This is a genomic window from Halochromatium salexigens (assembly GCF_016653295.1).
In the GTDB taxonomy this organism is placed as follows: domain Bacteria; phylum Pseudomonadota; class Gammaproteobacteria; order Chromatiales; family Chromatiaceae; genus Lamprobacter; species Lamprobacter salexigens.
Genome location: NZ_NHSF01000074.1, coordinates 39,608 through 64,930, shown reverse-complemented (window position 1 = coordinate 64,930; position 25,323 = coordinate 39,608). Strand labels below are relative to the sequence as shown.

General features: G+C 65.1%; 25 protein-coding genes. 20 read left to right on the top strand and 5 right to left on the bottom strand.

The features are described 5' to 3' along the window. Positions 1-514 (bottom strand): ISAs1 family transposase (locus CCR82_RS16475; protein WP_242513556.1); only part of this gene is annotated, 514 nt, incomplete at its 3' end. Between the two features lie 333 nt (positions 515-847). On the opposite strand from CCR82_RS16475, the gene CCR82_RS16470 reads away from it, so the two are divergent. Next, on the top strand, positions 848-2,218 hold the full coding sequence (locus CCR82_RS16470; protein WP_242513553.1) for an MFS transporter: 1,371 nt from the start codon (positions 848-850) through the stop codon (positions 2,216-2,218). 31 nt (positions 2,219-2,249) lie between these two features. On the opposite strand, the gene speA is transcribed toward CCR82_RS16470, so the two are convergent. Then, positions 2,250-4,280, bottom strand: coding sequence for a biosynthetic arginine decarboxylase (speA, locus tag CCR82_RS16465; protein WP_201246901.1), 2,031 nt, complete (start codon positions 4,278-4,280; stop codon positions 2,250-2,252). 72 nt (positions 4,281-4,352) lie between these two features. After that, positions 4,353-4,790 carry a DUF29 domain-containing protein gene (locus tag CCR82_RS16460; protein ID WP_201246900.1) on the bottom strand — a complete coding sequence of 146 codons (438 nt, stop codon included), beginning with the start codon at positions 4,788-4,790 and terminating at the stop codon, positions 4,353-4,355. Positions 4,791-4,949: 159 nt separating this feature from the next. Here CCR82_RS16460 and CCR82_RS16455 point away from each other — a divergent pair, with 159 nt between their 5' ends. The 12 genes from CCR82_RS16455 to CCR82_RS16400 all read left to right on the top strand — a co-directional run bounded on the left by CCR82_RS16455 (position 4,950) and on the right by CCR82_RS16400 (position 18,121). Continuing rightward, the gene (locus tag CCR82_RS16455) at positions 4,950-5,945 is read left to right on the top strand and encodes an AAA family ATPase (RefSeq protein WP_242513552.1); all 996 of its coding nucleotides are present in this window, start codon (positions 4,950-4,952) and stop codon (positions 5,943-5,945) included. A gap of 18 nt (positions 5,946-5,963) precedes the next feature. Next, on the top strand, positions 5,964-7,082 hold the full coding sequence (locus CCR82_RS16450; protein WP_201246898.1) for a DUF58 domain-containing protein: 1,119 nt from the start codon (positions 5,964-5,966) through the stop codon (positions 7,080-7,082). Between the two features lie 110 nt (positions 7,083-7,192). Then, the gene (locus CCR82_RS16445; RefSeq protein WP_201246897.1) at positions 7,193-7,669 is read left to right on the top strand and encodes a DUF4381 family protein; all 477 of its coding nucleotides are present in this window, start codon (positions 7,193-7,195) and stop codon (positions 7,667-7,669) included. 92 nt (positions 7,670-7,761) lie between these two features. Beyond that, positions 7,762-8,817 (top strand): vWA domain-containing protein, encoded by a 1,056-nt coding sequence (locus CCR82_RS16440; RefSeq protein ID WP_201246896.1) that lies wholly within the window; start codon positions 7,762-7,764, stop codon positions 8,815-8,817. Between the two features lie 67 nt (positions 8,818-8,884). Further along, the gene (locus CCR82_RS16435; protein ID WP_201246895.1) at positions 8,885-10,864 is read left to right on the top strand and encodes a VWA domain-containing protein; all 1,980 of its coding nucleotides are present in this window, start codon (positions 8,885-8,887) and stop codon (positions 10,862-10,864) included. 113 nt (positions 10,865-10,977) lie between these two features. Next, positions 10,978-12,975, top strand: a complete 1,998-nt coding sequence (locus tag CCR82_RS16430) for a BatD family protein (RefSeq protein WP_201246894.1) — start codon at positions 10,978-10,980, stop codon at positions 12,973-12,975. A 135-nt stretch (positions 12,976-13,110) separates the two neighbouring features. Next, positions 13,111-13,863 (top strand): Nif3-like dinuclear metal center hexameric protein, encoded by a 753-nt coding sequence (locus CCR82_RS16425; RefSeq protein ID WP_201246893.1) that lies wholly within the window; start codon positions 13,111-13,113, stop codon positions 13,861-13,863. Positions 13,864-14,159: 296 nt separating this feature from the next. Continuing rightward, on the top strand, positions 14,160-14,759 hold the full coding sequence (petA, locus tag CCR82_RS16420; protein ID WP_201246892.1) for a ubiquinol-cytochrome c reductase iron-sulfur subunit: 600 nt from the start codon (positions 14,160-14,162) through the stop codon (positions 14,757-14,759). Next, entirely contained in the window at positions 14,759-16,018 is a 1,260-nt protein-coding gene (locus CCR82_RS16415; RefSeq protein ID WP_201246891.1) for a cytochrome b, read from the top strand. The genes petA and CCR82_RS16415 overlap by 1 nt, the downstream gene beginning before the upstream one ends. Next, positions 16,015-16,752: a cytochrome c1 gene (locus CCR82_RS16410; RefSeq protein WP_201246890.1), complete on the top strand. Its 738-nt coding sequence runs from the start codon at positions 16,015-16,017 to the stop codon at positions 16,750-16,752. The genes CCR82_RS16415 and CCR82_RS16410 overlap by 4 nt, the downstream gene beginning before the upstream one ends. A gap of 315 nt (positions 16,753-17,067) precedes the next feature. Then, positions 17,068-17,673, top strand: coding sequence for a glutathione S-transferase N-terminal domain-containing protein (locus tag CCR82_RS16405; protein ID WP_201246889.1), 606 nt, complete (start codon positions 17,068-17,070; stop codon positions 17,671-17,673). Positions 17,674-17,689: 16 nt separating this feature from the next. Beyond that, positions 17,690-18,121: a ClpXP protease specificity-enhancing factor gene (locus CCR82_RS16400; RefSeq protein ID WP_201246888.1), complete on the top strand. Its 432-nt coding sequence runs from the start codon at positions 17,690-17,692 to the stop codon at positions 18,119-18,121. A 62-nt stretch (positions 18,122-18,183) separates the two neighbouring features. Here CCR82_RS16400 and CCR82_RS16395 read toward each other — a convergent pair whose 3' ends face one another. After that, a complete protein-coding gene (locus CCR82_RS16395) occupies positions 18,184-18,501 on the bottom strand; it encodes a DUF3301 domain-containing protein (protein ID WP_338073197.1) in 318 nt (105 codons plus the stop codon). Positions 18,502-18,705: 204 nt separating this feature from the next. Between CCR82_RS16395 and CCR82_RS16390 the strand changes: the two genes are divergently transcribed. Beyond that, positions 18,706-19,911, top strand: coding sequence for a TraB/GumN family protein (locus CCR82_RS16390; RefSeq protein WP_338073196.1), 1,206 nt, complete (start codon positions 18,706-18,708; stop codon positions 19,909-19,911). Between the two features lie 3 nt (positions 19,912-19,914). Here the strand turns inward: CCR82_RS16390 and zapD are convergent, their stop codons facing one another. Beyond that, a complete protein-coding gene (gene zapD / locus CCR82_RS16385) occupies positions 19,915-20,682 on the bottom strand; it encodes a cell division protein ZapD (RefSeq protein WP_201246885.1) in 768 nt (255 codons plus the stop codon). Between the two features lie 205 nt (positions 20,683-20,887). Between zapD and CCR82_RS16380 the strand changes: the two genes are divergently transcribed. The 6 genes from CCR82_RS16380 (at position 20,888) to tolQ (ending at position 25,297) form a co-directional block, all read left to right on the top strand. Further along, complete coding sequence (locus tag CCR82_RS16380; protein WP_201246884.1) at positions 20,888-21,637, top strand: YebC/PmpR family DNA-binding transcriptional regulator; 750 nt, start codon at positions 20,888-20,890, stop codon at positions 21,635-21,637. Positions 21,638-21,656: 19 nt separating this feature from the next. Beyond that, positions 21,657-22,190, top strand: coding sequence for a crossover junction endodeoxyribonuclease RuvC (gene ruvC, locus CCR82_RS16375; RefSeq protein WP_201246883.1), 534 nt, complete (start codon positions 21,657-21,659; stop codon positions 22,188-22,190). Further along, positions 22,187-22,807, top strand: coding sequence for a Holliday junction branch migration protein RuvA (gene ruvA, locus CCR82_RS16370; protein WP_201246882.1), 621 nt, complete (start codon positions 22,187-22,189; stop codon positions 22,805-22,807). Before ruvC ends, ruvA begins: the two co-directional genes overlap by 4 nt. Before the next feature lie 79 nt (positions 22,808-22,886). Further along, complete coding sequence (ruvB, locus tag CCR82_RS16365) at positions 22,887-23,936, top strand: Holliday junction branch migration DNA helicase RuvB (RefSeq protein ID WP_201246881.1); 1,050 nt, start codon at positions 22,887-22,889, stop codon at positions 23,934-23,936. A gap of 235 nt (positions 23,937-24,171) precedes the next feature. Next, positions 24,172-24,633, top strand: coding sequence for a tol-pal system-associated acyl-CoA thioesterase (ybgC, locus tag CCR82_RS16360; RefSeq protein ID WP_201246880.1), 462 nt, complete (start codon positions 24,172-24,174; stop codon positions 24,631-24,633). Continuing rightward, positions 24,623-25,297 (top strand): protein TolQ, encoded by a 675-nt coding sequence (gene tolQ, locus CCR82_RS16355; protein WP_201246879.1) that lies wholly within the window; start codon positions 24,623-24,625, stop codon positions 25,295-25,297. The genes ybgC and tolQ overlap by 11 nt, the downstream gene beginning before the upstream one ends. Positions 25,298-25,323 lie beyond the last annotated feature (26 nt).

Below are 25,323 nucleotides of genomic sequence, written 5' to 3'. Positions count from 1 at the left end.
CGACCTGGCCGAGCACCACGCGGTTCGCCGTTGCCCACGCGCTGACCAGATGCAACGCCGCCACCCCCTTGCCGCGGTCGTGCGAGCGGCGCAAGCGCTTGCCATCCACGGCCACGATCTCATCGGGCAGTCGCTCGGCGACCGAGGCACTCCACTGGCGAAAGCACGCGGCGAACTGCTCAGGGTCGATCAGCGCAAACACGCGCCCGAAGCAATCATGTGACGGGATACCATGGGGCAGCGTCAGAACGGTGCGCAACCACGCCTCCTTGGCCTTGGCAAAGGTCTCAACCCCCACCCAGCCATCAGCGCCGCCAAGCGTCGCAGCGATAGCCATGACCAGCATCTCGCTGAGCACATGCCGGCGCTGAGTCGGACTGCGCGGGTCTTCCAGTGCGGCAAAATGATGCATGATCGATCGTTCTACACTCAGACGCTGTATAAGAAATAACTGATTGTTTTTAAAGGGCTGAGACTCGGAAAGGTTGTGGCTATAGGGCTGCCCTATGGCCATTTTCACGACAAGCTTCTGATTTTTAGAGGATGAGTTCCTCTACAGCGTCTCAGGTCGCCCATGGCTGACATCCCCCAACCGTCAAATACAAGGGGCGGGAATCATAGGGGATGTAGGCTAGACTGTTTAACAGTATCCGCTAATATATTGATGCGATTGCCCTGGGTCTCGCTGATGGATCTGCTCGGTCCCTGGCCCTGGTACTTAGGCTCACTGGCGCTCCTTGCGCTGCTTTTCAGCCTCCTGTTCTATCTGCCGTTTCTGATTCGGGATCGGCGCGCACGGAGAATATCAGGTACTCTTGAGAAGCGTTCACTTAGCTGATATTCATCAATGATTTGGGCAACACGTCATGCCTCCGGGCGGGAAGTCTTCGGCTGGGCGATGTTCGACTTCGCCAACCAGGCCTATACCCTGCTGATTATCACTGTCATTTATGGCGATCTGTTCACCCGCGTGATCGTTGGTGACAGCGCTGATGACTACCGGCTCGGCAACCTGCTGTGGAGTACCGCGCTCGCCCTCAGCTATCTGGCCGTGGTTGTTACCGCACCGCCGTGCGGGGCGATCATGGACTATGCGGCGGCCAAGAAACGCTTTCTCTTCGTCAGTTACGTCACCACCGTCGTGGCCACAGCGGCACTCTACTGGGTCGAGCCGGGCCTCATCGTGCTTGGTTTCTTGCTCATCGCGCTCTCCAATTACGCCTACTCGATGGGCGAGACCTTCGTCGCCGGCTTCCTGCCCGATATCGCCGGGCCGGGAGAGATGGGGCGCGTCTCCGGGCTGGGCTGGTCGCTCGGCTACATCGGCGGACTCTGCGCGACCGCCTTTGCGGTGGTTGTGCTCGGCGAGGTCAGCGCCGAGAACTTTGCGCGGATACGTTGGGTCGGTCCGTTCGCCGCCGCTTTTTTCCTGCTCTGCGCCATCCCGACCTTCCTGTGGTTGCGCGAACGCGGCACGCCGCAGCCACTACCAAGCGGCACCCGTTATGTGGGCATCGGCCTGCGCCGGGTCGCGCGGACGCTGCACGGCTTCGGTGAGTTGCGTGACCTCGCGCGCTTTTTGGTGTCGTTATTGCTGGCCATGGCGGGACTCTACGTGATCATCGCCTACGCCTTCATCTATGGCGCCCAGGTGATCGGTTGGGACGAATCGGTGCGCACCCTGATGTTCATCACCACCCAGATCACCGCCGCGCTCGGTGCGCTCGGTTTCGGGCTGATCCAGGATCGCTGGGGGGCGAAGCGCACCTACCTCGCGACCCTGTTGATCTGGATCATCGCCATCGTGCTGATCTGGGCGACCCCGCAGTTGACCGTATGGATCAATCGTCTGAGTGGCAGCGACTGGCAGGCGCAGCATTTGTTCCTGCTCGCCGGTGCTGTCGCCGGCCTTGCACTTGGCTCCTGTCAATCCGCCGGACGGACGCTGGTCGGCCTGCTGTCACCGCCGCGGCGCGCCGCCGAACTCTTCGGTTTCTGGGGGCTGTCGATCAAGCTGGCTGGGGCCATCGGCCTCGTTGGTGTCGGGCTGCTGCAGGCTTGGGTTGGCCTCCAGGGTGCGATCCTGTTCTGTGCGCTGTTCTTTGCCGCTGCCTTTGTCGTCGCGCTGACGGTGGATGAGACGCGCGGGCGTGACCTCATCCATGCGTGCGCGGGAATCCCCGAGCCCCAGGCCGCTGAAGGCGAGCGTTCAAGGTAGGCCGCTCGTTGCCGCCCGCCTGGATCGCTGCCTACAGCCGCCCGAGATAGGTGTAGCCATAGAGCCCAGCCTTGAGTTCGGAGTAGAACTGCTCGCGCGTCTCGCGCTCGAGCGCGGCGCCGTCGAGGCGACGGCGGTACTGGGCGAGCAGCGCACGCGGCTCGAAATGCACCGTGGCCAAGAGTTCATCGGCCGAATCACCATGCTCGAGTTCGAGCAGGCGCCAGCCCTCGGGCTGGTCCGCGTCGAGTTCGACCGCCACCGCATCGGTGTCGCCGAACAGGTTGTGCATGTCGCCCAGGATCTCCTGATAGGCACCGACCAGGAAGAAGCCGAGCAGGTAGGTCTCGCGTTGCGGATCGAACGCATGCACCGGCAAGCTCGCCTCGATGCCGTCCTGATCGACATAGTGGGCGATGCAGCCGTCGGAGTCGCAGGTCAGATCATGGATCACGCCGCGCTCGGTCGGTGCCTCGTCGAGCCGCTGCAACGGGCAGATCGGGAAGATCTGATCGATGGCCCAGACATCGGGCAGCGATTGGAACAGCGAGAAGTTGCAGAACAGCTTGTCGGCGAGCAGGGCGTCGATCTGCTCGAGCACCGCGCGCTGGCGGCGATTGGCGTGCGAGAGGCGCGGGCGCAAGGTGCGACAGCAGGCGATGAACAGCTCATCGGCGCGCGCGCGGGCGATCAATCCATGCGCGCCGAGCTGGCCGGCGGCGAAACGCTGGCGCAGCGTTTGGACTGCGGCGGCGGCGGCCTCATGGACGGCCAGCGCCGGGGCCTCGGTGGCCTCGCGCAGTGCGCGCTCGAGGCGCTCGAGTTCGAGGGCGTCGGCGGTCTCGGATGTCGCGCGTGGCGTGCTGTTGGCAGGCCGCGTCTCGATCCGGTGAGTGGCAACCTCGTGAGCGGGCAGCATGCCAGGCTGCGGGTCCGCCCCTGGGATTGGGCGCGATGCGGCAGGGTCGAGCTGTCGGTGCGATCCGATGTCCGCACCCTCATCGCTGGCCCGCTCGCGATCGGCGACATCGGTGATCAGCACCGCATGATGGGCGCTCAACGCGCGGCCGGATTCGGTGATCAGGTCCGGCTCGGGCAGTGCATGCTCGGCGCAGAGCGAGCCGATGGTCGAGACGATGGCCTCGGCGTAGTCCTCGGCGCGATAGTTCATCGAGCAGTAGGCGCGGGTATGGCTGCCCTCGTAGTCGACGCCGAGCCCACCGCCGAGATCGAGGATGTGCGGCGCGGCGCCGAGTGCATGCAGCGCGGCGTAGAATTGGCCCAGCTCGGCGACGCCGGTGCGGATGTCATCGAGGCTCGGGATCTGCGAGCCTAGGTGCGCGTGCAGCAACCGCAGCCAGGACAGCCGATCGACGGCACGCAGGCGCTCGACCAGCGCCAGCAATTGGCTCGCCGAGAGGCCGAACTTGGCCTTGTCGCCGCCGCTGTTCTGCCAATTGCCGGCGGCCGCGGCGGCGAGGCGGATGCGCACGCCGATGGCCGGCTCGACGCCGAGCCGCTCGGCCTCTTCCAGCACCAGATCCAGCTCCGAGGGTTTCTCGATGACGATCTGTACATCGAGCCCGAGGCGGCGGCCGATCAGCGCCAGGCGGATGTATTCGCGATCCTTGTAGCCGTTGCAGATCAGTGGCTGGCCGGGTGGCACCAGCGCGAGCACGGCCATCAATTCCGGCTTGCTGCCGGCCTCGAGTCCAAGCCCGCCGGCGCTGAGCAGTGCCCGCACCACGCTGCGCTGCTGGTTGACCTTGATCGGGTAGACCGGCCGATAGCGGCCTTGATAGCCGCGCGCGGCGATGGCGGCGGCGAAGGCGCCTTGAAGCCGATGCACGCGATGGCGCAGGATGTCATCGAAGCGTACCAGCACCGGTAACGAGAGCCCGGCATCGCGCAGCCTGTCGGCGAGCTGGACCAGATCGATGCGTGTCTGCGAGCCGGGATGGGGGCGGGCGCACAGATGGCCGCCGGGGCCGATCTCAAAATAGCCTTCGCTCCAGCGCTCGATGGCGTAGATGAGGTCGCAGCGGGGATCGGCGGGTGCCATGGTCGAACTCCAAATGGTGCGGGCGCGTCGATGGTATCACCGCTGGGGCGATTCCCGAGGGGGCGTTCGCGCCTAGCTCGGCCACCACTGGTCATCCAGGGTCTGCTCGGGCGTGAACGGGCACTGGGCCGGGAAGCCGTCTTCCGCGAGTCCGGTTTCGCTAGCGGCTTCGAGGATGGCATCACCGTAGGCGTCCTCGCGCGCTTGTTCGAGCCGATGCTGCAAGCTTGGATTGTGGGCCAGGTGACGGCGTAGGCGCCGACGCTGCTCCTTGATGGTGAGTTCCCAACTGCGACTGCGCCGGCTGGGCTGAAAGCGCCATTTGAGCAGGTGCAAAAAGAGAACAGTGAGACGGTTCTCGAGTTCACGCAACTCGCTCTTGCCCATGCTTTCGATCTCCTCGGCGATGAGCGTGATATCGGCTTGCTCGAGCTGGCCCGAGCGCAGGAGCGCCGCCTGACGGTTGGCCCACGCGTAAAAGTCGGTGTCGTAGAGGTCTTGAGTGGACATTGGGCTGGACATGAAGGGATGGGTGTGGTCTGGGGTTCGCAGCGGCAGAACCTTAACGGTTGGTAATCTTCGGTTCGGTTGCTGGTAAGGGCTGAACCCGTATCCTTGCTCAGCGACAGGTCTCAACCCGATTGTGCAACAGAGGAACAGGTGATGGCGATGAGCGATGAGGCATCGGCGGCAGGCAGTGCGGCGCAGCAGGCGTTTGCGCAGGTCCGGGCCGATCTGGGCGAGCGCATCGTGGGCCAAGACGGGCTGATCGAACGCCTGCTGATCGCGCTGCTCGCCGATGGCCATCTGCTGGTCGAGGGCGCGCCGGGGTTGGCCAAGACCACCGCGATCAAGGAGCTGGCGCGGCGCATCGAGGGCGATTTCCAGCGCGTGCAGTTCACCCCGGATCTGTTGCCGGGCGATCTCACCGGCACTGATGTCTATCGGCCCGAGACCGGCGAGTTCCAGTTCCAGCGTGGGCCGTTGTTCCATAACCTGGTGCTGGCCGATGAGGTCAACCGGGCGCCGGCCAAGGTCCAGTCGGCGCTGCTCGAGGCCATGGGCGAGCGCCAGATCACGGTGGGCGGGCGCACCTATCCGCTGCCGGAGCCCTTCCTGGTGATGGCGACCCAGAATCCGATCGAGCAGGAGGGCACCTATCCGCTGCCGGAGGCGCAGCTCGATCGGTTCCTGATGCAGGCGCGGGTCGACTATCCGGACCCGAAGACCGAGCGTGGCATCCTCGCGATCGCCCGCGCCGAGGCGCGTGGGCAATGGGGTCAGCAAGCCGAACCGCCGCCGGTGATCGCTCGCGAGCAGATCTTCGCGGCGCGCGCCGAGGTGATGGACCTGCACATAGCCGACAACCTCGAGGAATACCTGGTGCAGCTGGTCCTGGCGACCCGCGACCCGGCCCCTTATGACCAGGGGCTCGCGCGCATGGTCGACTATGGCGCGAGCCCACGCGCGACCATCGCGCTGGATCGCTGCGCGCGGGCGCGCGCCTGGCTGCGCGGCGGTGACTATGTGACACCCGATGACTGCCACGCGGTCGCCTACGAGGTGCTGCGCCATCGCATCCTGCTCAGCTATGCCGCCGAAACCGAGGGGCTGACACCGGATGCGCTGGTCGCGCGGCTGATCCGCCAGGTGCCGATGGTTTGAGGTTGGGGTGGAGTGGTGATGAGTCTCAGCGCCGACGAGCGTCTCTACCGCGTCGATGCCGACGAGCTGGTGGCCTTGCGTGCCTCCGGCGAGCGCTTGCGCCCGGCGCGCACCCGGAGCGCGCGCTCGGCTCTGGCCGGCGCGCATCGCTCGCGCTTCCATGGGCGCGGGATGGACTATCGCGAATCGCGCCACTATCAGCCCGGCGACGATATCCGCAACATGGATTGGCGCATCACCGCGCGCAGCGGCCATGCGCATGTGAAGGTCTTCGATGAGGAGCGTGAGCGGCCAGTGGTGGTGCTGGTCGACTTCAGCGCGAGTCTGTTCTTCGCCTCGCAAGGGGTGTTCAAGTCGGTCCAGGCGGCGCGCCTGGCAGCCTTGATCGGCTGGTCGGCGATCGGTCATGGCGATCGGATCGGTGCCTTGCTGTTCACTGATGCGGCCCAGGGCAGCCAACACCAAGAGTTGTCGCCAGCTAGCGGGCGCCGGGGTCAGATGCGCCTGATCCGCGCCTTGGTGCAGGCCGGTGCTCCAGACATGGCTCTCCGCAAGCAAGGTGCTGATCGCGACCCGCTCGGTGGCGAACCCCTGTTTCCGAGTGCCGAACGAACGGCTGCTCGCGCCGGTTCGTTAACCGCTCAAACGACCAGCAAGCAGGTGGATAAAGACAGCAACAGCGGTCTGAGCGCGGCGCTGATGCGGCTGCGCCGGGTCGCGCGGCCTGGCAGCCTCGTGTTCCTGCTCTCGGATTTCTACAGCGCCGATGCCGAGAGCAAACGTCACCTCAGCCGTCTGGCTCAGCACAATGACCTCAATGCGATCCAGTTGCTCGATCCGCTCGAGCTGGCGCCACCGCCGCCGGGCCGCTATGGGATCAGCGACGGCCGCCGACGGGCGGTGCTCGATACCCGCTCAGGCGGTGAGCGCGAGCGTTATGCCCAGAGGCTGGCACAGCATCATCAGCGCGTGCGTGAGCTGACGCTCGAGAACGGTATCGGTCTGCTGCCGTGCCTGACCACCGATGATCCGGTCGAGCGTCTGAGCGAGCTGCTCGCAAGCCGTGGTGGCAAGGGGCGTGGAGGTGTCTCTGGCGATCAGATCGCAGCGGCGCGCCGGCCGCTCGGGGGAGCCTGATGTCGGCATCAGCGGAACATGATGCGCGAGTTCCCGCTGCGGGGCGGTCGTTGCAATCGTTGCAGCCAGAGCAACCAGGCCAATCTCCTGTACTTGCTTCGGCGCCTGGGGTGGACCAGCCCGCGAGCATCGGCGAGCGACTCGATCTGCGTGATATCCACCTGCCCGCCGAGCCCGGGTTTTGGCCGCCGGCACCGGGCTGGTGGCTGCTCTTCGCGCTGCTAATGGCATGGGCGTTTTGGTTGGGGCGGCTCGGTTGGCGTCGATACCGACAGTGGCGCCGGCGGCGGCGCATCCTGGGCGAACTCGGTCGTCTTCGGGCTCGCGGGCTGCAGGGGCCGGCCTTGATTGCGGCGGTCTCGGCGCTGCTCAAGCGAGTGGCCCTGAGCCGCTATCCGCGCGCTGAGGTGGCCGCGCTCACGGGCGAGGCTTGGGTCGCCTTTCTCGATCGCAGCGGCGGTGACGGACGCTTCGCCCGGGGCGCCGGCCGAGTGTTGGCCGAAGGCGCCTATGCACCGGCGATCGCCGAGATCGACGAGCAAGCCCTGTTGACCGTCGCGCGTGATTGGCTGCGGAGGAATAGCTGATGGGGAGCATCGCTGATGGATAGGCATGGGCAACGGACGATGACGCATTCAGCCGAGCCCGTTGGGATGGATGACGACCGGAGACAAGGCGGATGGCTGGCTGGAGAACGGGTTTGACGCCGGGGGTCGACATCGAGTTCGCCTGGCCCTGGGTGCTGCTGGCGCTGCCGTTGCCTTGGCTGCTGCGGCTCGCGCTACCGCGCGCCGAGCCGGAGAACATGACGGCCTTGCGGGTGCCGTTCTATCGGCTGTTGAGTGCCGAGCAGCCTGAGACCGTATCAGTGCCTCGACGCTGGCCGCTACTGCTCGCAGTCCTGGCCTGGCTGCTATTGGTGCTGGCCGCCGCGCGCCCGCAATGGCTGGGCGAGCCGGTGCCCCTGCCGATGGCTGGTCGCGATCTGATGCTGGCGGTCGATATCTCGGGCTCGATGACCGAGGAGGACATGGTGATCGGCGGTCGCGTGGTGGATCGGCTGACGGCGGTCAAGGCCGTTGCCGGCGATTTCATCGAGCGCCGCGAGGGTGATCGTGTGGGGCTCATCCTGTTCGGCCAGCAGGCCTATGTGCAGACGCCCCTGACCTTCGATCGCGCGACCGCGCGCACGCTGCTGTTCGAAGCGGCCGTGGGGCTGGCCGGTCGCGAGACCGCGATAGGCGATGCGATCGGGCTCGCGCTCAAGCGCTTGCGCGATCAGCCGACCGAGGAGCGCGTGCTGGTGCTGTTGACCGATGGCACCAATACCGCTGGCCGCATCGCGCCGCTGAAGGCGGCCGAGCTGGCCGACGAGGCTGGGGTGCGCATCCATACCATCGGCTTCGGCGCCGATGCGCGCGCCGGCTTCAGCGCCTTCGGCCTGAGCATGGGCCGCAACCCGATCGACGAGACGACACTTTCGGCCATCGCCGAGCAGACTGGCGGGCGCTTTTTTCGTGCGCGCGATGTGCGTGAGTTGCAGGAGATCTACGGGCTGCTCGATGAACTGGAGCCGGTCGAATCGGATCAGCAGACCTTTCGCCCGGTCGGTGAACTCTTCGCCTGGCCCTTGGGAGTGGCGCTGTTGCTCAGCGCCTTGGTCGCGGCGGGCCGCATGGATCTGACCGAGCATGCGCGCGCTGAGCTGCGGCGGCTGTGGCTGATCCGAAAATAGCGTGAACACTTGGCGCAAGGCCGATCAGCACGGTGTGGTCGTTCAGGAGTGACAACGGAGTTTTGCGATGAGCGATTTCCATTTCATCGAACCGCTGTGGTGGTTGGCGCTGATTCCGCTCGGGCTGCTGCTCTGGTGGGTCTGGCGGACCGATGCCGGGGCCTCGGCCTGGCGGCGGATCATCGATGCGCGGTTGCTCGCGGTGTTGCAGGTGGGCGGTGAGGCCTCCACGCGCCGGTGGCCGCTGCTGTTGCTGGCTACCGGTTGGCTGCTCGCGGTGATCGCACTGGCCAATCCAACCCTCGAGCGCGCGCCGGTGCCGGCCTTTCGCAGCGATGCCGCGCGGGTGGTGGTGCTGGATCTGTCGCGCTCGATGCTGGCCGAGGACCTGACCCCGTCGCGCCTGGAGCGCGCGCGCTATAAGGTCGCCGACATCCTCAGTCGCAGCGCCGATGGTCAGGTCGGACTCGTCGCCTTCGCCGGCGAGGCCTTCGCGGTCTCGCCGCTGACCGACGATGCCGAGACCATTCGCGCCATGCTCGAGGCGCTGAGCCCACAGATCATGCCGGTGCAGGGCAGCCGGCCGGATCGCGGGATCGCGCTCGGGCTGGATTTGCTGCGCCAGGCCGGTGCCCGGAGCGGCGAGGTCATCCTGCTCACCGATGATGCCGGTGGGGTGCGGGCGACTGAGGCGGCCGAACGGCTGCGCGAGGCTGGTCATACGCTGGGGGTGATCGGCGTCGGCACCGCCGAGGGCGCGCCGGTACCAGGCGTCACGAGCGCCGATGGAGCGGTGCTCGCGCGCCTCGATCGCGCCGCGCTGGAGCAACTGGCCGAGGCCGGTGCGGGTCGCTATGCCTCGCTTAGCAGTAGCGATCGCGATCTGGATCGTGTGCTGATCGATGCCGACGCCCGTCCGCGCGCGCTCGCCGAACGCGATCCCATGCTCGCCGAGCGCTGGCGTGAGCTGGGCCCCTGGATCGCGCTGCTGTTGGTGCCCTTGGCGGCGCTTGCCTTTCGGCGCGGTTGGCTGGCGCTGCTGCTGATCACGCTCGCGCCCGGCGCGCTGCTGTTGCCACGACCGGCACTGGCATTCGGCTGGGCGGATCTCTGGCAGCGCCCGGAGCAACAGGCGGCGCGGGCGTTGGCGGCGGGTGAATTCGAACGTGCGCGGGAGCTGGCAACGCATGCGGAGCGGGCTGGCAGCGCCGCTTATCGGCTCGGCGATTATACGCAAGCGGCGGCCCGTTTCGGCACGAATGACAGCGCCACCGCGCATTACAATCGCGGCAATGCGTTGGCGCGCAGCGGCGAGCTGGAGGCGGCCTTGGCCGCCTATGATGAGGCGCTCGCGCGCGATCCTGGGCTCGAGGACGCTCGCTATAACCGGGCGCAGGTCGAGGCCGCGCTGCGCTCGCAAGCACAGCAGTCCCCGCCGCCGCAGGATCAGGATCAGGATCAGGATCAGGGCGACGAGTCGCGGCAGGATGACGGGGAGTCGCAGGATGCCAACGGAGGGGCGCAAGAGGCTGAGGACGAGCAACAACAGCGAGGTGCTACCGAGTCCGCCGATCCGTCCAACGCTCTCGATCAAGGCGCGGCCGAGACCTCGGCGAATGGGACGTCGGGATCGCCCGATCAACCGAAACCGGCTGATGGTGACGAGCCTCAGATCGGAGACCAAGACGCCCAGGCGTCGCCACAGGATGCCCCCGCGCCGCCGACTGGTTCGCCCGCCGATGCTGAACGTGACGAGCAAGCAGGTGCCGACTATCGCGAGGAGGCCGCGCAAGCGGACGCTGCTGAGCATGTCGATCGACTTGGTGATCAGCAGGATAAGGCCATGGATGAGCGCACTCAGCAGACCATGGCCGAGGCGGCTTCCACGGAGCCAGCGCCGCGCGAGCGCGAGGCACGGCAAACGGCTGATCAATGGCTGCGGCGCATCCCCGATGATCCGGCCGAGCTGTTGCGCCGCAAATTCCTCTATCAGTATCAGATGCGCGGGAATGGCGCTGATCAGCCTGCTAACGAGACGTCTTGGTGAATGCGATGACCTTTGCTTTCGTCTCTCGACATGAGCGCACCGTTGCCGCTGTCGCGCCCATAGCGGTACTCGCGCCACTAGCGTCCCTCGCGAGACGTGGCGGGTGCCTGTTCGTGTGTCTCGCTCTGCTGGTGCTGCTGCCGGGATCGAGCCTGGCCGCCGAGGTGCGTGCTTCGCTCGACCAGACCCAGGTCTACGAAGGCGAGCGGGTGCTGTTGACGATCGAGGTCGCTGGCGGCGCTGCTGGTGGCGTCATGGGACGCGTGTCGGGCGAGGGCCCCGATCTCGCCCCCTTGGACGAGGATTTCGAGGTCGCGGGCATCAATACGTCCCAGCAGACCCAGATCGTCAATGGTCGGCGCTCGGACAGGCTCAGTTGGCGGATCACGCTGCTGCCGAAACGGGTAGGCCAGTTGGAGATTCCCTCGATCCAGGTCGGCTCGGTGGCCACCGAGCCGCTGAGCGTGCAGGTCGATGCGGTGCCCGAGGGTGGGTTGGGCGCGCCCGGCGATGAGGTCTGGCTCGAGGTCGAGTTGGGCGCTAATGGCGGGTGGGCAGAACAGCCCTCGCCGGGTGAGTCCCCGTCGGATAGCCTCGTGGTCCAGCAGCAGGTGCCGCTGGTGGTGCGTGCTTACAGCGCGCGGCCGCTGCTCGATTACGCGATCGAGATGCCAACGCTCGAGGACGCCGTGCTGACGCAGATCGGTCGCGATCGAGGCCACTTGGTCACGCGCGAGGGTCAGCAGTATCGGGTCATCGAGCGCCGCTACAGCTTGAGCCCGGAGCGCAGCGGGACACTGCGTCTCCCGCCGATCATCTTCGAGGCCGAACTCGAGACCGAGCGCGCGCGACGATCGCCGGGGTCGCTCGCGAGAGACGGTCTGCCGAACCTGTTCGCTGATCCGCTGTTCGAGCGCATGCCTGGTGGCCTGCGGTTTGGGCCCAGCGGCTCGCTCTTCGAACGCGGCGAGCCGGCGCGCGCGCAGAGCGGCGCGCTGGTGCTCGAGGTCGCGGCCCGCGCCAAAGACTTCAGCGGTGAGCACTGGCTGCCCGCGACGGCACTCGAGATCCAAGACGCCTGGCAGGGCGCCGAGGATGGCAAGACGCCGCAACTCGTGCTCGGCGAGCCGGCGACCCGGACCCTGACCGTGATTGCCAAGGGGTTGGCCGGGAATCAGATCCCAGAGATCGAGATCCCGACGCCGGACGGCTTGCGGGTCTATCCGGGCCAGACCCAGACCGAGACACGCAGTGACGGCGAGACCCTGATCGGCCTCAGCCGCCAGCAGTGGACGCTGATCCCGACGCGCGCGGGAGAGATCGAGTTGCCGCGCATCGAGGTGCCCTGGTGGCAGACCGAGACGGGCGAAGAACGCACTGCCACAGTGCCAGCGCTGGCGTTGACCGTGACCGGCTCGGTTGCCGATGCTGAAGTGCTTGAGGGGGCGGAAGAGGTCGGCGGGGGCACTGGAGTGGACGAGGCACAGGCTGACGCACAAGCACAGTCTGCTGAGGGCTCGGGTCAGGCTGACATGGGGGCTGCTGGGGCCGGCGAGGGCGATGGTGCGGGTGCTGAGTCGGATGCTGGATCGGGTGTCGATACGGACACTGGTTTCTGGATGCTCAAAAGGCTCTGGGGGCTGCTGTTCATTGCGCTGATTGCACTCGGCGTCGGCTTGCTCTGGCGGCATCGGCGTTGGCTGCACGGGCGCTGGCTGAATGGGCGCTGGCTGTCTCGGCCGGCGACGCCAGCGTCGGCGGTGCAGGGCGGGGCGCGCAGCAGTGCGTCGAATCAGGCACGACACTCGCGCGTTGCCGTGCAGAGTGCCTGCGAGCGCAATGATCCGAAGGCGGCCGCAACGGCATTGCTCGCTTGGGCTGCCCAGATCTGGCCGGATGCGCCACCGAGCGGCCTACGCGCCTTGGCGGAGCGCGCCGAGCGAGGCGGATCGGCGATTAGAGCGTTAGAGCGTCGCCTTTACGGTGATCCTGATGGTCAGGCTGATTGGCAAGGCGAGGCGTTGTGGCTGGCGGTCAAGGATGGCTTGGGGGCTCAGTCGGCGTCTGCTCGCACCTCTGACGAGCCGCTTGCACCCCTCTATCCGCGCTAAGCCTCGATGAGAGCGATGGACGGCGGCTGCGGTCATGAAGCCGAGAAGGATGAGTGTGGTATGGTAAATAGGTCATGGCATGAGCGAGCGCTGGCCGCGTTGTATCCCTTTTATCCGAGGCCTTGGGTGACCTGAATGACCTCCGCCGTCGAACTCGCTGACTACTGCAACCTTCTCCTGGGTGTCGAGCGTTTTACCGACTATTGCCCTAATGGGTTGCAGATTGAAGGCGACCGCCCGCTGCGCCGTCTGGTGACGGGGGTGACCGCGAGTCAGCGCTTGATCGATGCAGCGATTGAGGCCGAGGCTGACGCGCTCCTAGTGCATCACGGGTTTTTCTGGAAGTCCGAGGCCGCCGCGTTGACTGGGCTCAAAGGGCGCAGGTTCAGAGCGCTGATGCGCGCTGGGCTGAGCCTGTTTGCCTATCATCTGCCCTTGGATGCGCATCCAGAATTCGGCAATAATCGCCAACTGGCGGACCTGCTCGGGCTGCTGGATGCGCGTCCGAGTGCCGGCGTGGACGATCTCCTTTGGTGTGGCAATCTTGCTGAACCGCTACCAGGCGTGGCGTTTGCCGAGCGCGTCACGCGTGCTCTGGGACGCGAACCTTTGCACGTCACCGTGGTCAACCGTCCCCTGAGGCGTCTCGCCTGGTGTACCGGCGCTGCGCAGGCCGCGATCGAGCGAGCCGCAGAGTTGGGGGTCGATTGTTACCTCAGCGGTGAGATATCGGAGCAGACCGTGCATCTCGCCCGCGAGTTGGGCATCGACTACCTTGCCGCCGGTCATCACGCGACCGAGCGCTATGGGGTTCAGGCCCTAGGTACGCACCTAGCCGCTCATTTCGGCCTTGAACACCAGTATATCGAGGTCGAGAACCCTGTCTAACGGTCATAATGCCCGAGCATGTCTTAAGATCCAGCGACAAACCCATGCTAAGCGCTGGTTTTTTGACCTTTGTCGTGGTTCATCGCCGAGCACTCGGCTCTAATGCGAACTTGGTTATAGGCGTTGTAAAACCCTGATCAGTCGGGGGCTTTCTTGACCTGGGTTGGCCGCTTCATGGAGAATGTGCGGTCGGTTATGCAAAGCTTAGCGATATTCTTATTTTCATCATCAGAGTGTTCGACCGTCTCGTCTCGCGGGAGGTCGTTCATCGAGCCTAGCGAGGGGTCGACAAACGCATGAACGAACAAGGCACGGATAAGGGTCGCAGGCGCATCCTCATCGCCGCAACGAGCGCAGTCGGTGCTGTCGGCGTCGGCTTTGTGGCCGTCCCTTTCATCGCCTCCATGAATCCGAGCGCAAGGGCGCGAGCCGCCGGCGCTCCGGTCGAGGCCAACGTGAGTAAGCTGGAACCCGGCGCGCTGCTGCGCGTGAAGTTCCGCGGGCAGCCAATCTGGGTGGTGCATCGCACCGACGAAATGCTCGAGTCGCTGCCAACACTGGAACCCAAATTGGTCGATCCGGGCTCGGAGGTGGCCACGCAGCAGCCCGAGTACTGCCAGAATCCGGAGCGCGCCATCAATCCACGCTATTTCGTGGCGATCGGCATCTGCACCCACCTGGGCTGCTCGCCGACCTATCGCCCCGAGGTGGCGCCGGATGATCTCGGTCCTGACTGGAAGGGTGGATGGTTCTGCCCTTGCCACGGGTCGAAGTTCGACCTGGCGGGTCGAGTCTACAAGGGGGTTCCGGCACCGACGAATCTCGTCATCCCGAAACATACGTATTTGAACGAATCCACCATCCTCATCGGTGAGGATGAAGAAGGAGCCGCCTGATGAGCGTTGAGACGGTAGAAACAGCGCCGAGAGGGTTTCTCGGTTGGCTGGATAAGCGTTTTCCGGTGATGCATGTCTGGAATGCGCATCTGGCCGAGTACTATGCACCGAAAAACATGGGGCTCTGGTCGATTTTCGGCTCGCTGGCCCTAGTGGTGCTGATCATCCAGATCGTCAGTGGTCTGTGGTTGGCGATGGCCTATAAGCCATCGGCTGCTGAGGCCTTCGCCTCGGTCGAGTACATCATGCGCGATGTCAACTGGGGTTGGCTGCTGCGCTATATCCACTCCACCGGCGCCTCGTTCTTCTTCATCCTCGTCTACCTGCACATGTTCCGCGGGTTGATGTGGGGCTCGTACAAGAATCCGCGCGAGCTGCTCTGGATCATCGGCGTGGTGATCTATCTGGCGATGATGGCGACCGCCTTCTTCGGCTATCTGCTGCCTTGGGGACAGATGTCGTACTGGGGCGCGCAGGTCATCGTCAACCTCTTCGCCGCCGTGCCCGAGGTGGGTGCCGATCTCTCGACCTGGGTGCGTGGTGACTACGTCATCTCCGACGTCACGCTCAACCGGTTCTTCGCCTTCCACTTCGTGATTCCGTTCCTGCTCGTGGGGCTGGTGTTCGTCCACATCGTCGCCCTGCATCGGGTGGGGTCGACCAATCCGGATGGCATCGAGATCAAGAAGGGGCCGAAGGGTAACCAGTGGGATCCGAATCAGCCTGCCGATGGCATCCCGTTCCATCCGTACTACACGGTCAAGGACATCACCGGCCTCATCATCTTCCTGGCGATCTTCTCGGCGGTCGTGTTCTATGCTCCAGACCTCGGCGGACTGTTCCTCGAAGCGCCGAACTTCCAGCCGGCCGATCCGCTGAAGACGCCCGAGCATATCGCGCCGGTGTGGTACTTCACGCCTTATTACGCGATGTTGCGCGCTGTGCCGCCGATCGGGGGCTCGCAGTTCCCGGGCGTGGTGGTGATGTTCGGTGCGATCCTGATCATGTTCTTGCTGCCCTGGCTCGATCGCAGCCCGGTGCGCTCGATGCGCTACAAGGGTGTGCTCTCGCGTTTCTTCCTGGGTGCCTTCGCCGTCTCGTTCGTGGTGCTGGCCTATCTTGGACTGATGCCCTCCACCGATCTCTACACCCTGCTTGCGCAGATCTTCACCGTGGTGTACTTCGCCTTCTTCCTGTTGATGCCGATCTACACCAAGCTTGAAAAGACGAAGCCAGTTCCGGAGAGGGTGACGTCATGAAACACGCAATCCTTGCACTCGCCCTCTTGTTGACCCCGTTGGCGGTGATGGCCGCTGGCGGTCATGGCCCAAAGCTCGAGGATGCCAATATTGATCTCAAGGATCAGGCCTCCCTGCAGCGTGGCGCCAAGTACTATGTCAATTACTGTCAGGGCTGTCATTCGCTGAAGTACATGCGCTATAAGCGCATGGCCCAGGATCTGGGTATCCCCGAGGACGAACTGCGCGAGAATCTGCTGTTCGGCGATGCCGCGCCGACCGATATGATGACCACTGCGCTCAAGCCCGCCGATGGCGAGGCCTGGTTCGGCACCGAGATCCCGGATCTGACGCTCGTCACCCGTTGGCGCTCGCCGGATTGGGTCTACAGCTACCTGAAGTCCTACTACGTCGATGACAGCCGTCCCTACGGGGTCAACAATCTGGTCTTCCCGGATGTTGGCATGCCGCATCCGTTCGCCCATCTACAGGGCGTTCAGGCACCGGTTTATGCGGGTGGTCATGGCGAGGAAGACGGCGGGCATGTGATCGACGTGAAACTGGTCGAGCCCGGCCAGCTGACCCCGACCGAGTACGATGTGATGGTTCGGGATCTGACCAACTTTCTGACCTATGTCGGCGAGCCCTATAAGCTCGAGCGTCGCCAGCTCGGGCTCTATGTGCTCCTGTTCCTGGGTCTGATGTTCATCCTAGCCTTCTATATGAAGCGCGAGTTCTGGAAGGATATCCACTGACCGGCACAGTGTCGGCAGGATTCATCTCCCTGCCGACTGTTAGTATTGGGCCAAGATTAGCGGTCGGCAGCTAAACGTTGCCGACCGCTTTTGCGTTGGGATCGGGCTGAAGGGCGTCGAGCGGGCTTCCTGTTGACCCCGAGAGACGGAATTCGGTGTATGCTTCCGTATTGGTGCCAGGCTCCGGGGAGAGTGGGCCCCTGTCCTTGGGATCTTCCCATCACCATTTGTAGCCTACCTCAGCGTTCCCCGTTGCGCGGTGGTAAGCTCCTCGTCAGGAAATAGCGCCCAGTGGCTGGCAACAGACGATCGACCATGACGCTCTTTTCTGATTCCACCTGCCCTTATTGTCACCGCGTTCGGATGGTGATCGCCGAGAAGCGCATCAACATTGAGATCGTTGATGTCGATGCACGGGCTTTTCCGGCGGAGCTGATGGATTTCAATCCCTATGGCACGGTTCCGACCCTGGTCGATCGTGACTTGAGGCTGTACGAATCCCTGATCGTCATGGAGTATCTGGACGAGCGTTTCCCACACCCGCCATTGCTCCCGGTTGACCCGGTGGGGCGAGCGAATGCTCGCTTGTTCATCCATCGCATCGATCGTGATTGGTACGATCGGATGCGTATTATCCGCACCGCGGATGCAGCAACAGCGCGTCAGGCACGTCAAGAATTGGTTGAGAGCCTAGTGGCGGTTGCACCGATCTTTGCGGCTAACCGCTTCTTCATGAGCGATGAGTTCTCGCTCGTCGATTGTTGCGTCGCGCCGCTGCTGTGGCGCTTGCCGATCCTCGAACTCGAACTCCCCGTAGCGGCAAGTCCCGTTACCGGGTATGCCGCGCGTATGTTTGAATGGCCATCGTTCCGCCTCAGCCTGACTGAGGCGGAGCGCGAAATGGTTACCGATCTGGCCTAGACTCTCGGAGCAGCCGATGACGTCGAATCGACCCTACTTGATCCGCGCCTTCTATGAGTGGATCGCTGATAATGAAATGACGCCACATCTGCTGGTGGATACGGAACAGCCGGATGTGATTGTTCCGCGCGACTATGTCGCTGACGGGCGGATCGTGCTGAATGTGGCCGCGAGTGCCGTCCAAGGTCTGGTGCTTGGTAACGAGGCCATCCTCTTCTCGGCCCGTTTTGGCGGTCGTCCGTTTCCGGTCGAGCTGCCGATTGCTGCGGTCGTCGGCATCTATGCACGCGAGAATGGTCAGGGCATGCTCTTCGCCGATGAAGACGGCAGTGACCCAGCGTCCGCCGAAGATGAGGCGAAAGAGACCGGCGAGGCCGACGCGGGCACAGGCTCCTCCGATGGATCGGATGAGAAGGTCAAGCGACCGGCGCTGCGCGTGGTCAAATAGCGGCGGAGCTGGAGCTAAGGCTTGGGGCCTGTTAGCTGGGCCGATTGGCTCGACCCGCTGGCTCAAGCGTCATCACTGGCTTTGGGAAGCCCGAGGCTTAGATCGACCAGATGGAGTCCGAGCAGCACTAGGTATCCGGTGCGTCGCCCAATCCCTTCCTCGCTGAACTCAAACCGATAGACACGGCGAATGCGCAGTCCTTGGGGGCGCCAGCGCAGCCCTAGCCGGTGCAGTGCAACCGCTTGGTCGAGCAGTTGCACATCCCGCTCCTGGCAGGCTCTCTGCGCGAGACCGACCGCCATTTCGCGCGCGCGTGAGGCATCGAGCCAGAACCAGCCAAGCAGGAACACCAATAGAAGAGCGAGTAGCTGATCGGTCACGGGGCTCCTCGGCATAATAGCCAGCCAGTCACTTATCGAACGACGATTGGATTGGATCAGGTCGGGGATCATAGGCGAAGCCCAGGGGCTGGTGCCAGTCGAGCCAGTGGCTGTCTGGCTGCTGTGGATCACCGATGACGACAGGCCGCCCACGCCCGGTATATCATGCATCTTCAATGTGCTGCAGCCCCCGACCTTGTATCCGTGAGCAGTGAAACGCCCGAAGAACCGATCCGCAACACCCAGATCGGGTCCACGCAGCTGACCTTGCTGGGGACCGCCCATGTCTCGCGGGCGAGCACTGATAAGGTCGCCGAACTGCTTGGCGACGAGGGGCTTGAGCTTGATGCCGTTGCGGTTGAACTCTGTCGAAGCCGCGCCGACTCGCTGACGAACCCCGACGCACTCGCGGGCCTCGATCTGTTCGCGGTCATCCGTCAGAAACGGGCCTACATGGTCGCCGCGAGTCTGGCCTTGGGCGCCTATCAACAACGCATCGCGGACCAGTTCGGGATCGAGCCCGGGGGCGAGCAGCGCATGGCCCTGCGTCTGGCCGAGGCGCGTGGAGTCCCGGTGCTGCTGATCGACCGCGAGATCGGCATCACCCTGCGCCGGGCCGCGCACGCGCTTGGCTTCTGGCAGCGCCTGAACCTCTTCAGCGGCCTGTTCGTCGGGCTGCTCACGCGCGAGCAGGTCACCGAGGACGAGGTCGAACAGCTCAAGCAAGGGGACATCCTCGAAACCGCCTTCGCCGAGTTCGCGCAGGATCGCGCGCGCCTGTTCGCGCCGCTGATCGCCGAGCGCGACCGCTACATGGCGGCCCGCTTGCGGCAAGAGGCGGAGCAACACGGATACCAGCGCATCCTCGCCGTGGTCGGCGCCGGGCACTTGAAGGGGCTCTCGGAGCAGCTCGCGCATGAGCCGGCGGCGCCAGCCGAGATCATCGCCGCGCTCGATCGGGTGCCGCCGCCGTCGCGCTTCTGGCGCGTCTTCCCTTGGCTCCTGGCGGTGGTGATCCTGACCGTCTTCGCCTATGGCTTCGCCCGCAGCGCCGAACTCGGCTGGCACATGGTCGCCGATTGGGTGCTGATCAACGGCGGCCTCTCGGCATTGGGTGCCGCGCTCGCCGGCGCGCATCCGCTCACGGTGCTGGGCGCCTTCTGCGCGGCGCCTTTGACCTCGCTCAATCCCACCATCGGCGCTGGCATGGTCACCGGGGCCATCGAACTCTCGCTGCGGCGCCCCGCCGTCGGTGACTTCGGCAGCCTCCGCGACGATGTCACCAGCCTGCGCGGCTGGTGGCGGAATCGGGTCTCGCGCGTGCTGCTGGTCTTCATCTTCAGCACCCTGGGCTCGGCGGCGGGCACCTACCTGGCCGGATTCAGGCTGATCGATCACCTGATCAACTGAGTCTCAGAACACGCAGCAGGTCAGCTTGAAGGGCACGTCCTCGGACGACTGCACCGGCCGCCCGGCCGTGCTCGCCTCCATGAAGCGCAGACTGAAGCGGTTTTTGTGGCCGCTGATCTCGGGATAGACGGCCCACTCCAGCCCGATGCCGACCCGGATCAGTTGGGCCGGAACCTGAAGGTCCAGCGCCTCCTGAAAAAAGCCTTCGGGCGCGATCAGTTGTCTCGGGGTGGCGCTGGTGCGGGCCAGCGACAGCACGAGCCGGATGGCCTCGCTGACGGGCTGGATCTCATCGGTCCAGCCAGCCATGCGCGCGCGGCGCTGCTCGATCGGCTGGGTCAGGAAGTGATGATAGAGCGGCACATCGAAGCTGCAGGCGCCGCCCGGGATGCTGTTGCGCTGGGCGATCGCCTTGAGGAAATCATCATCGCGCGCTTTGCTGCCGATCTGCCCGGGAATGTCGTGGATACTGGCGGCGGCCTGCTCCAGACCATCGACGACCTCTTTCAGCGCGCTTTGATCGACGCCCGGCTGATGGCGGACCCGCGCGAGCGTCGAGAGGTTGCGATCGATCTCCTTGAGCAGCTCGGTCTTGATATCGGCGCGGGCGGTGATCGTGACGATATCGAGCAGTCCGTCCAGGGCGGCGCGGGTACTCCAATGCGCTGATTGAGCAACGAAGTAGTCGACCTTCTCGAACAGATGCTCGAGCCGCAGAAAGGTGCGGATGCGTTCGTTCAGCGGATGCTCGAAGATCATTTCTTGAGACACGATGAGGGCTTCCTCGGGCGCTTCCGGTAGCGGGTTGGGGCAAGGCTTTGGCACATTGATTCTGCGGCATCATCGGTATCGGGTAAAGGAACCGCATGCGCTCATCCTAGCTGCCGTGGCCTTGCGGCCGATGATAGACTGGCGAGCTATTCCATAGTAGCTAATGGTCCCACCCTGTCGTGGGACCAAGAATCGAGGGCGTCACATGGCCGGTCATAGTAAATGGGCCAACATCAAGCACCGCAAGGCTGCGCAGGACAAGAAGCGCGGCAAGATCTGGACCAAGCTGATCCGTGAGGTCACGGTCGCGGCCCGCGAAGGCGGCGCCGACCCTGGCTCGAATCCACGCCTGCGTCTGGCGATGGACAAGGCCTTTGGCGCCAATATGCCACGCGATACCGTCGAGCGGGCGATCAAGCGCGGCGCCGGCGCCGATGATGGCGACAACTACGAGGAGATCCGCTACGAAGGCTATGCGCCCGGCGGTGTCGCGGTGATGGTCGATTGCATGACCGACAATCGCAACCGCACCGCCTCCGAGGTGCGCCATGCATTCAGCAAGTATGGCGGCAACCTGGGCACCGATGGCTCGGTGGCATACCTGTTCGCGAAGCAGGGCGTGGTCAGCTTTCAGCCCGGCACCGATGAAGACGCGGTGATGGAGGCCGCGCTCGAGGCGGGCGCCGAGGATGTGGTGGTCAACGATGATGGCTCGCTCGATGTGATCACCGCTCCGGAGGAGTTCAGTGCGGTCTGTGACGCACTGGCCGCCGGCGGCTTCGATACCAGTGTCTCCGAGGTCAGCTTCAACGCCGCGACCCAGGTCGAACTCGACGCCGAGGGCGCCGAGAAGCTGCTGAAGATGGTCGATGCGCTCGAAGATCTCGACGACGTGCAAGAGGTCTACAACAACGCCGACATTCCCGACGAGATCATGGCCGCGCTCGACAACTGAGCAGCAGCGGGCCATCCCCATGTCACAGCCGCCGCTTCGCCATCGCGTGCTCGGCATCGATCCCGGCTCGCGCAACACCGGCTATGGCGTGATCGATACCGATGGCCAGCGCAGCATCTGCATCGCGCGCGGCTGCGTGCGGGTCGGGCAGCATGCCTGGCCGGATCGATTGGGCTTGATCTTCGATCAGGTCGCGGCGGTGGTTGCCGAGCATCGCCCGCACGAGATGGCGGTCGAGCAGTTGATCTTCGCCCGCGATGCGACCGCCGCGCTGAAGATCGGTCAGGCGCGCGGCGCGGTGCTCTGCGCCGGCCTCAAGGGCGGGGTGGTGGTGCACGAATACAGCCCCAAATCGGTCAAACTCGCGGTGGTCGGCACCGGTAACGCGGAGAAATTCCAGGTCCAACAGATGGTGCGTGTGCTCTTGTCGCTCAGCGATCAACCGGGCGAGGACGAGGCCGATGCGCTCGCCATCGCGCTCTGCCATGCCCATTCGATGGGCATCCCGCAGCGCAAGCGGGCGGCGGCGAGCTGGCGCGATTTCCGGCCATGATCGGGCGCCTGCGCGGCGAGATCATCGCCAAACATCCACCACAGGTGCTGATCGACTGTGGCGGCGTGGGCTACGAGGTCGAGGCGCCGATGTCGACCTTCTACGATCTGCCGGCGGTCGGTGAATCGGTGACGCTGGTGACCCATCTGCTGATCCGCGATGACGCGCATGTGCTCTATGGGTTTCGCAGCGAGCACGATCGCGCCCTGTTTCGCGCCTTGCTGCGTGTGACCGGCGTCGGCGCGAAGATGGCGCTGGCGATCCTCTCCGGGATGGACGCGGCGCGCTTCGCCCAATGCGTCGAGCAAGAGGATCTCGCGATGCTGAGCCGGCTACCCGGCATCGGCAAGAAGACTGCGCAGCGGTTGGTGATGGAGATGAAGGACCGCATCGCCGAACTCGGTGACCCGCCCGCGCCGAGTGCCGGGGCGCCAGCGGCGGCCACGGCGATGCCGATGACGGCGCCGGATGATCCGCTCACCGATGCCATCGGCGCGCTGATCGCGCTCGGCTATAAGCCGCCGGATGCGAACCGCATGGCGCGCGCAGCGGATGATGGGGCGAAGACATCGGAGGAGATCATCCGCGCGGCACTCAAGTCCGTCACACCAAGCTGAGCGTGCGGCCAAAGCCCCACCGGCCTGTGCTATGGTCTGCGGTCAGCCGCAATCACCAACCCCGTCCAGCACATTGACAGTGACCGAGCCCGAGCGTGTTATCAGTCCTGCGGCGGCCAGCGATGATGGTGCCATTGATCGCGCCATCCGCCCGCGCCGACTCGCCGACTATGTCGGCCAGCCGGCGGTCTGCGAGCAGATGGAGATCTTCATCGGCGCCGCACGCGGTCGCGGCGAGGCGCTGGATCACACCCTGATCTTCGGCCCGCCGGGGCTCGGCAAGACCACCCTCTCGCACATCATCGCGCACGAGATGCAGGTCAACCTGCGCCAGACCTCGGGGCCGGTGCTGGAGAAGCCCGGCGATCTCGCCGCACTGCTGACCAACCTCGAGTCCGGCGATGTGCTCTTCGTCGACGAGATCCATCGCCTCAGCCCGGTGGTCGAGGAGGTGCTCTATCCGGCGATGGAGGACTTCCAGCTCGACATCATGATCGGCGATGGACCGGCGGCGCGCTCGATCAAGCTCGATCTACCGCCGTTCACGCTGGTCGGGGCGACCACCCGCGCCGGCTTGCTCACCTCGCCGCTGCGCGATCGCTTCGGCATCGTGCAGCGGCTCGAATATTATTCCGACGAAGACCTGGCGTGCATCGTGCGCCGCTCGGCCGAGATCCTGGCGATCGAGACCGATGCCGAGGGTGCCGCCGAGATCGCGCGCCGCTCGCGCGGCACCCCGCGGATCGCCAATCGGCTGTTGCGCCGGGTGCGCGACTTCGCCCAGGTGCGCGCCGATGGCAAGATCAGCCGCGCGGTCGCCGACCAGGCGCTGGCGATGCTCAAGGTCGATGCGCGCGGCTTCGATCACATGGACCGGCGGCTGCTGAGCGCGGTGATCGAGAAGTTCGATGGTGGGCCGGTCGGGGTCGAGAGCCTGGCCGCCGCGATCGGCGAGGAGCGGGGCACCATCGAGGATGTGCTCGAGCCGTTCCTGATCCAGCAGGGCTATCTGATGCGCACCCCGCGCGGGCGCATGGCGACCAACACCGCCTATCAGCACTTCGGCCTGTTGCCACCACAGCCCGACCTGCCTGAATTGGAGCCAAGCCCGTCGCACCCGGCGGAATAGGCAGCGGGTTCCGTTCCGGGGACCAGCTCCGGGCCGGGGCGCATGCATGCATTAGGTACCACGGGAACTCACCAAGCGCGTTACCGTCCCAGCTGCAGCCGCCTGTGATTGCGTGGGCCTCGCGCGGGCCATGGCGTTCGCGCCTGATCCAGGTAGAATCGTCGGCTGTGCTGGCGCACATCCGCGCGCCGATGCTGGTGTCCAACCCACAATCGCTGTGCCTCGATCCACTGCCATGTCCCCGCAGGCCCCGGTCTTTGAATGGCCCGTGCGCATCTACTACGAAGATACCGATGCCGGCGGCGTCGTCTATCACGCGCGCTATCTGCACTTTCTCGAGCGCGCGCGCACCGAATGGCTGCGCGCGCTCGGCTTCGAGCAGGCGCGGCTGCGCGCTGAGCAGGGTATCCTCTTCGCGGTCCGCAAGATGTCCCTGGATTTCGTGCGTCCGGCTGCTCTGGATCAAGCGCTGCGGGTGACGCTGAGGCTGACCGCGCAGCGGCGCGCGAGCATCGATTTCGAGCAGCGGATCCTTGCTGCCCGCGACGATCATGTCTGCTGCCGGGCGCAGGTCAATATCGCCTGTCTTGACGCCGATCACTTACGTCCAACCCGCATCCCGGAGGCCGTGCTGAACGCGCTCGCTCCGTCCACCGACAGAGGCGGCGCCAACGGAGACATCACCCATGGGCTCTGAACTGTCACTGATCGATCTGGTCGCGCAAGCGGGGCTGGTCGTCAAGCTGGTGCTGCTGGTGCTGGTGTTCGCCTCGGTCCTGTCCTGGGCCGCGATCTTCGACCGCGCGCGGGTGCTCCGTCGGGCGCGCGCGCGCGCCGATACCTTCGAACAACAGTTCTGGTCCGGTGGCGACCTCAGCGCGCTCTACCGTGAACTCGGCCAGGATGACGCGCGCTTGAACGGCCTGCCGGGGATCTTCCGCAACGGCTTCAAGGAGTACGTGCGCCTGCGCAAGGTCAGGCCGGACGATAGCGCGGGCCTGATCCAAGGCGCCGAGCGCGCGATGCGGGTGGCCCTGAGCAGGGAGATGGATCGGCTCGAGTCCAACCTTCCGTTCCTCGCCACGGTCGGCTCCACCAGCCCCTACCTTGGTCTCTTCGGCACGGTCTGGGGCACCATGAATGCCTTCCAGGCGCTCGGCAACATGCAGCAGAACACCCTTGCCCTGGTGGGGCCGGGGATGTCCGAGGCCCTGATCACGACCGCCGTCGGCCTGCTCGCGGCGATCCCCGCGGTGGTCGCCTACAACCGCTATGTGAGTCAGGTCGAGCGTCTGCATAGCCGCTACGAGGAGTTCATGGAAGAGTTCTCGATCCTCCTGCAACGGCAAGGCCGGGGCTGAGTCCCGAAGTTGCGCGTGATCGCTCG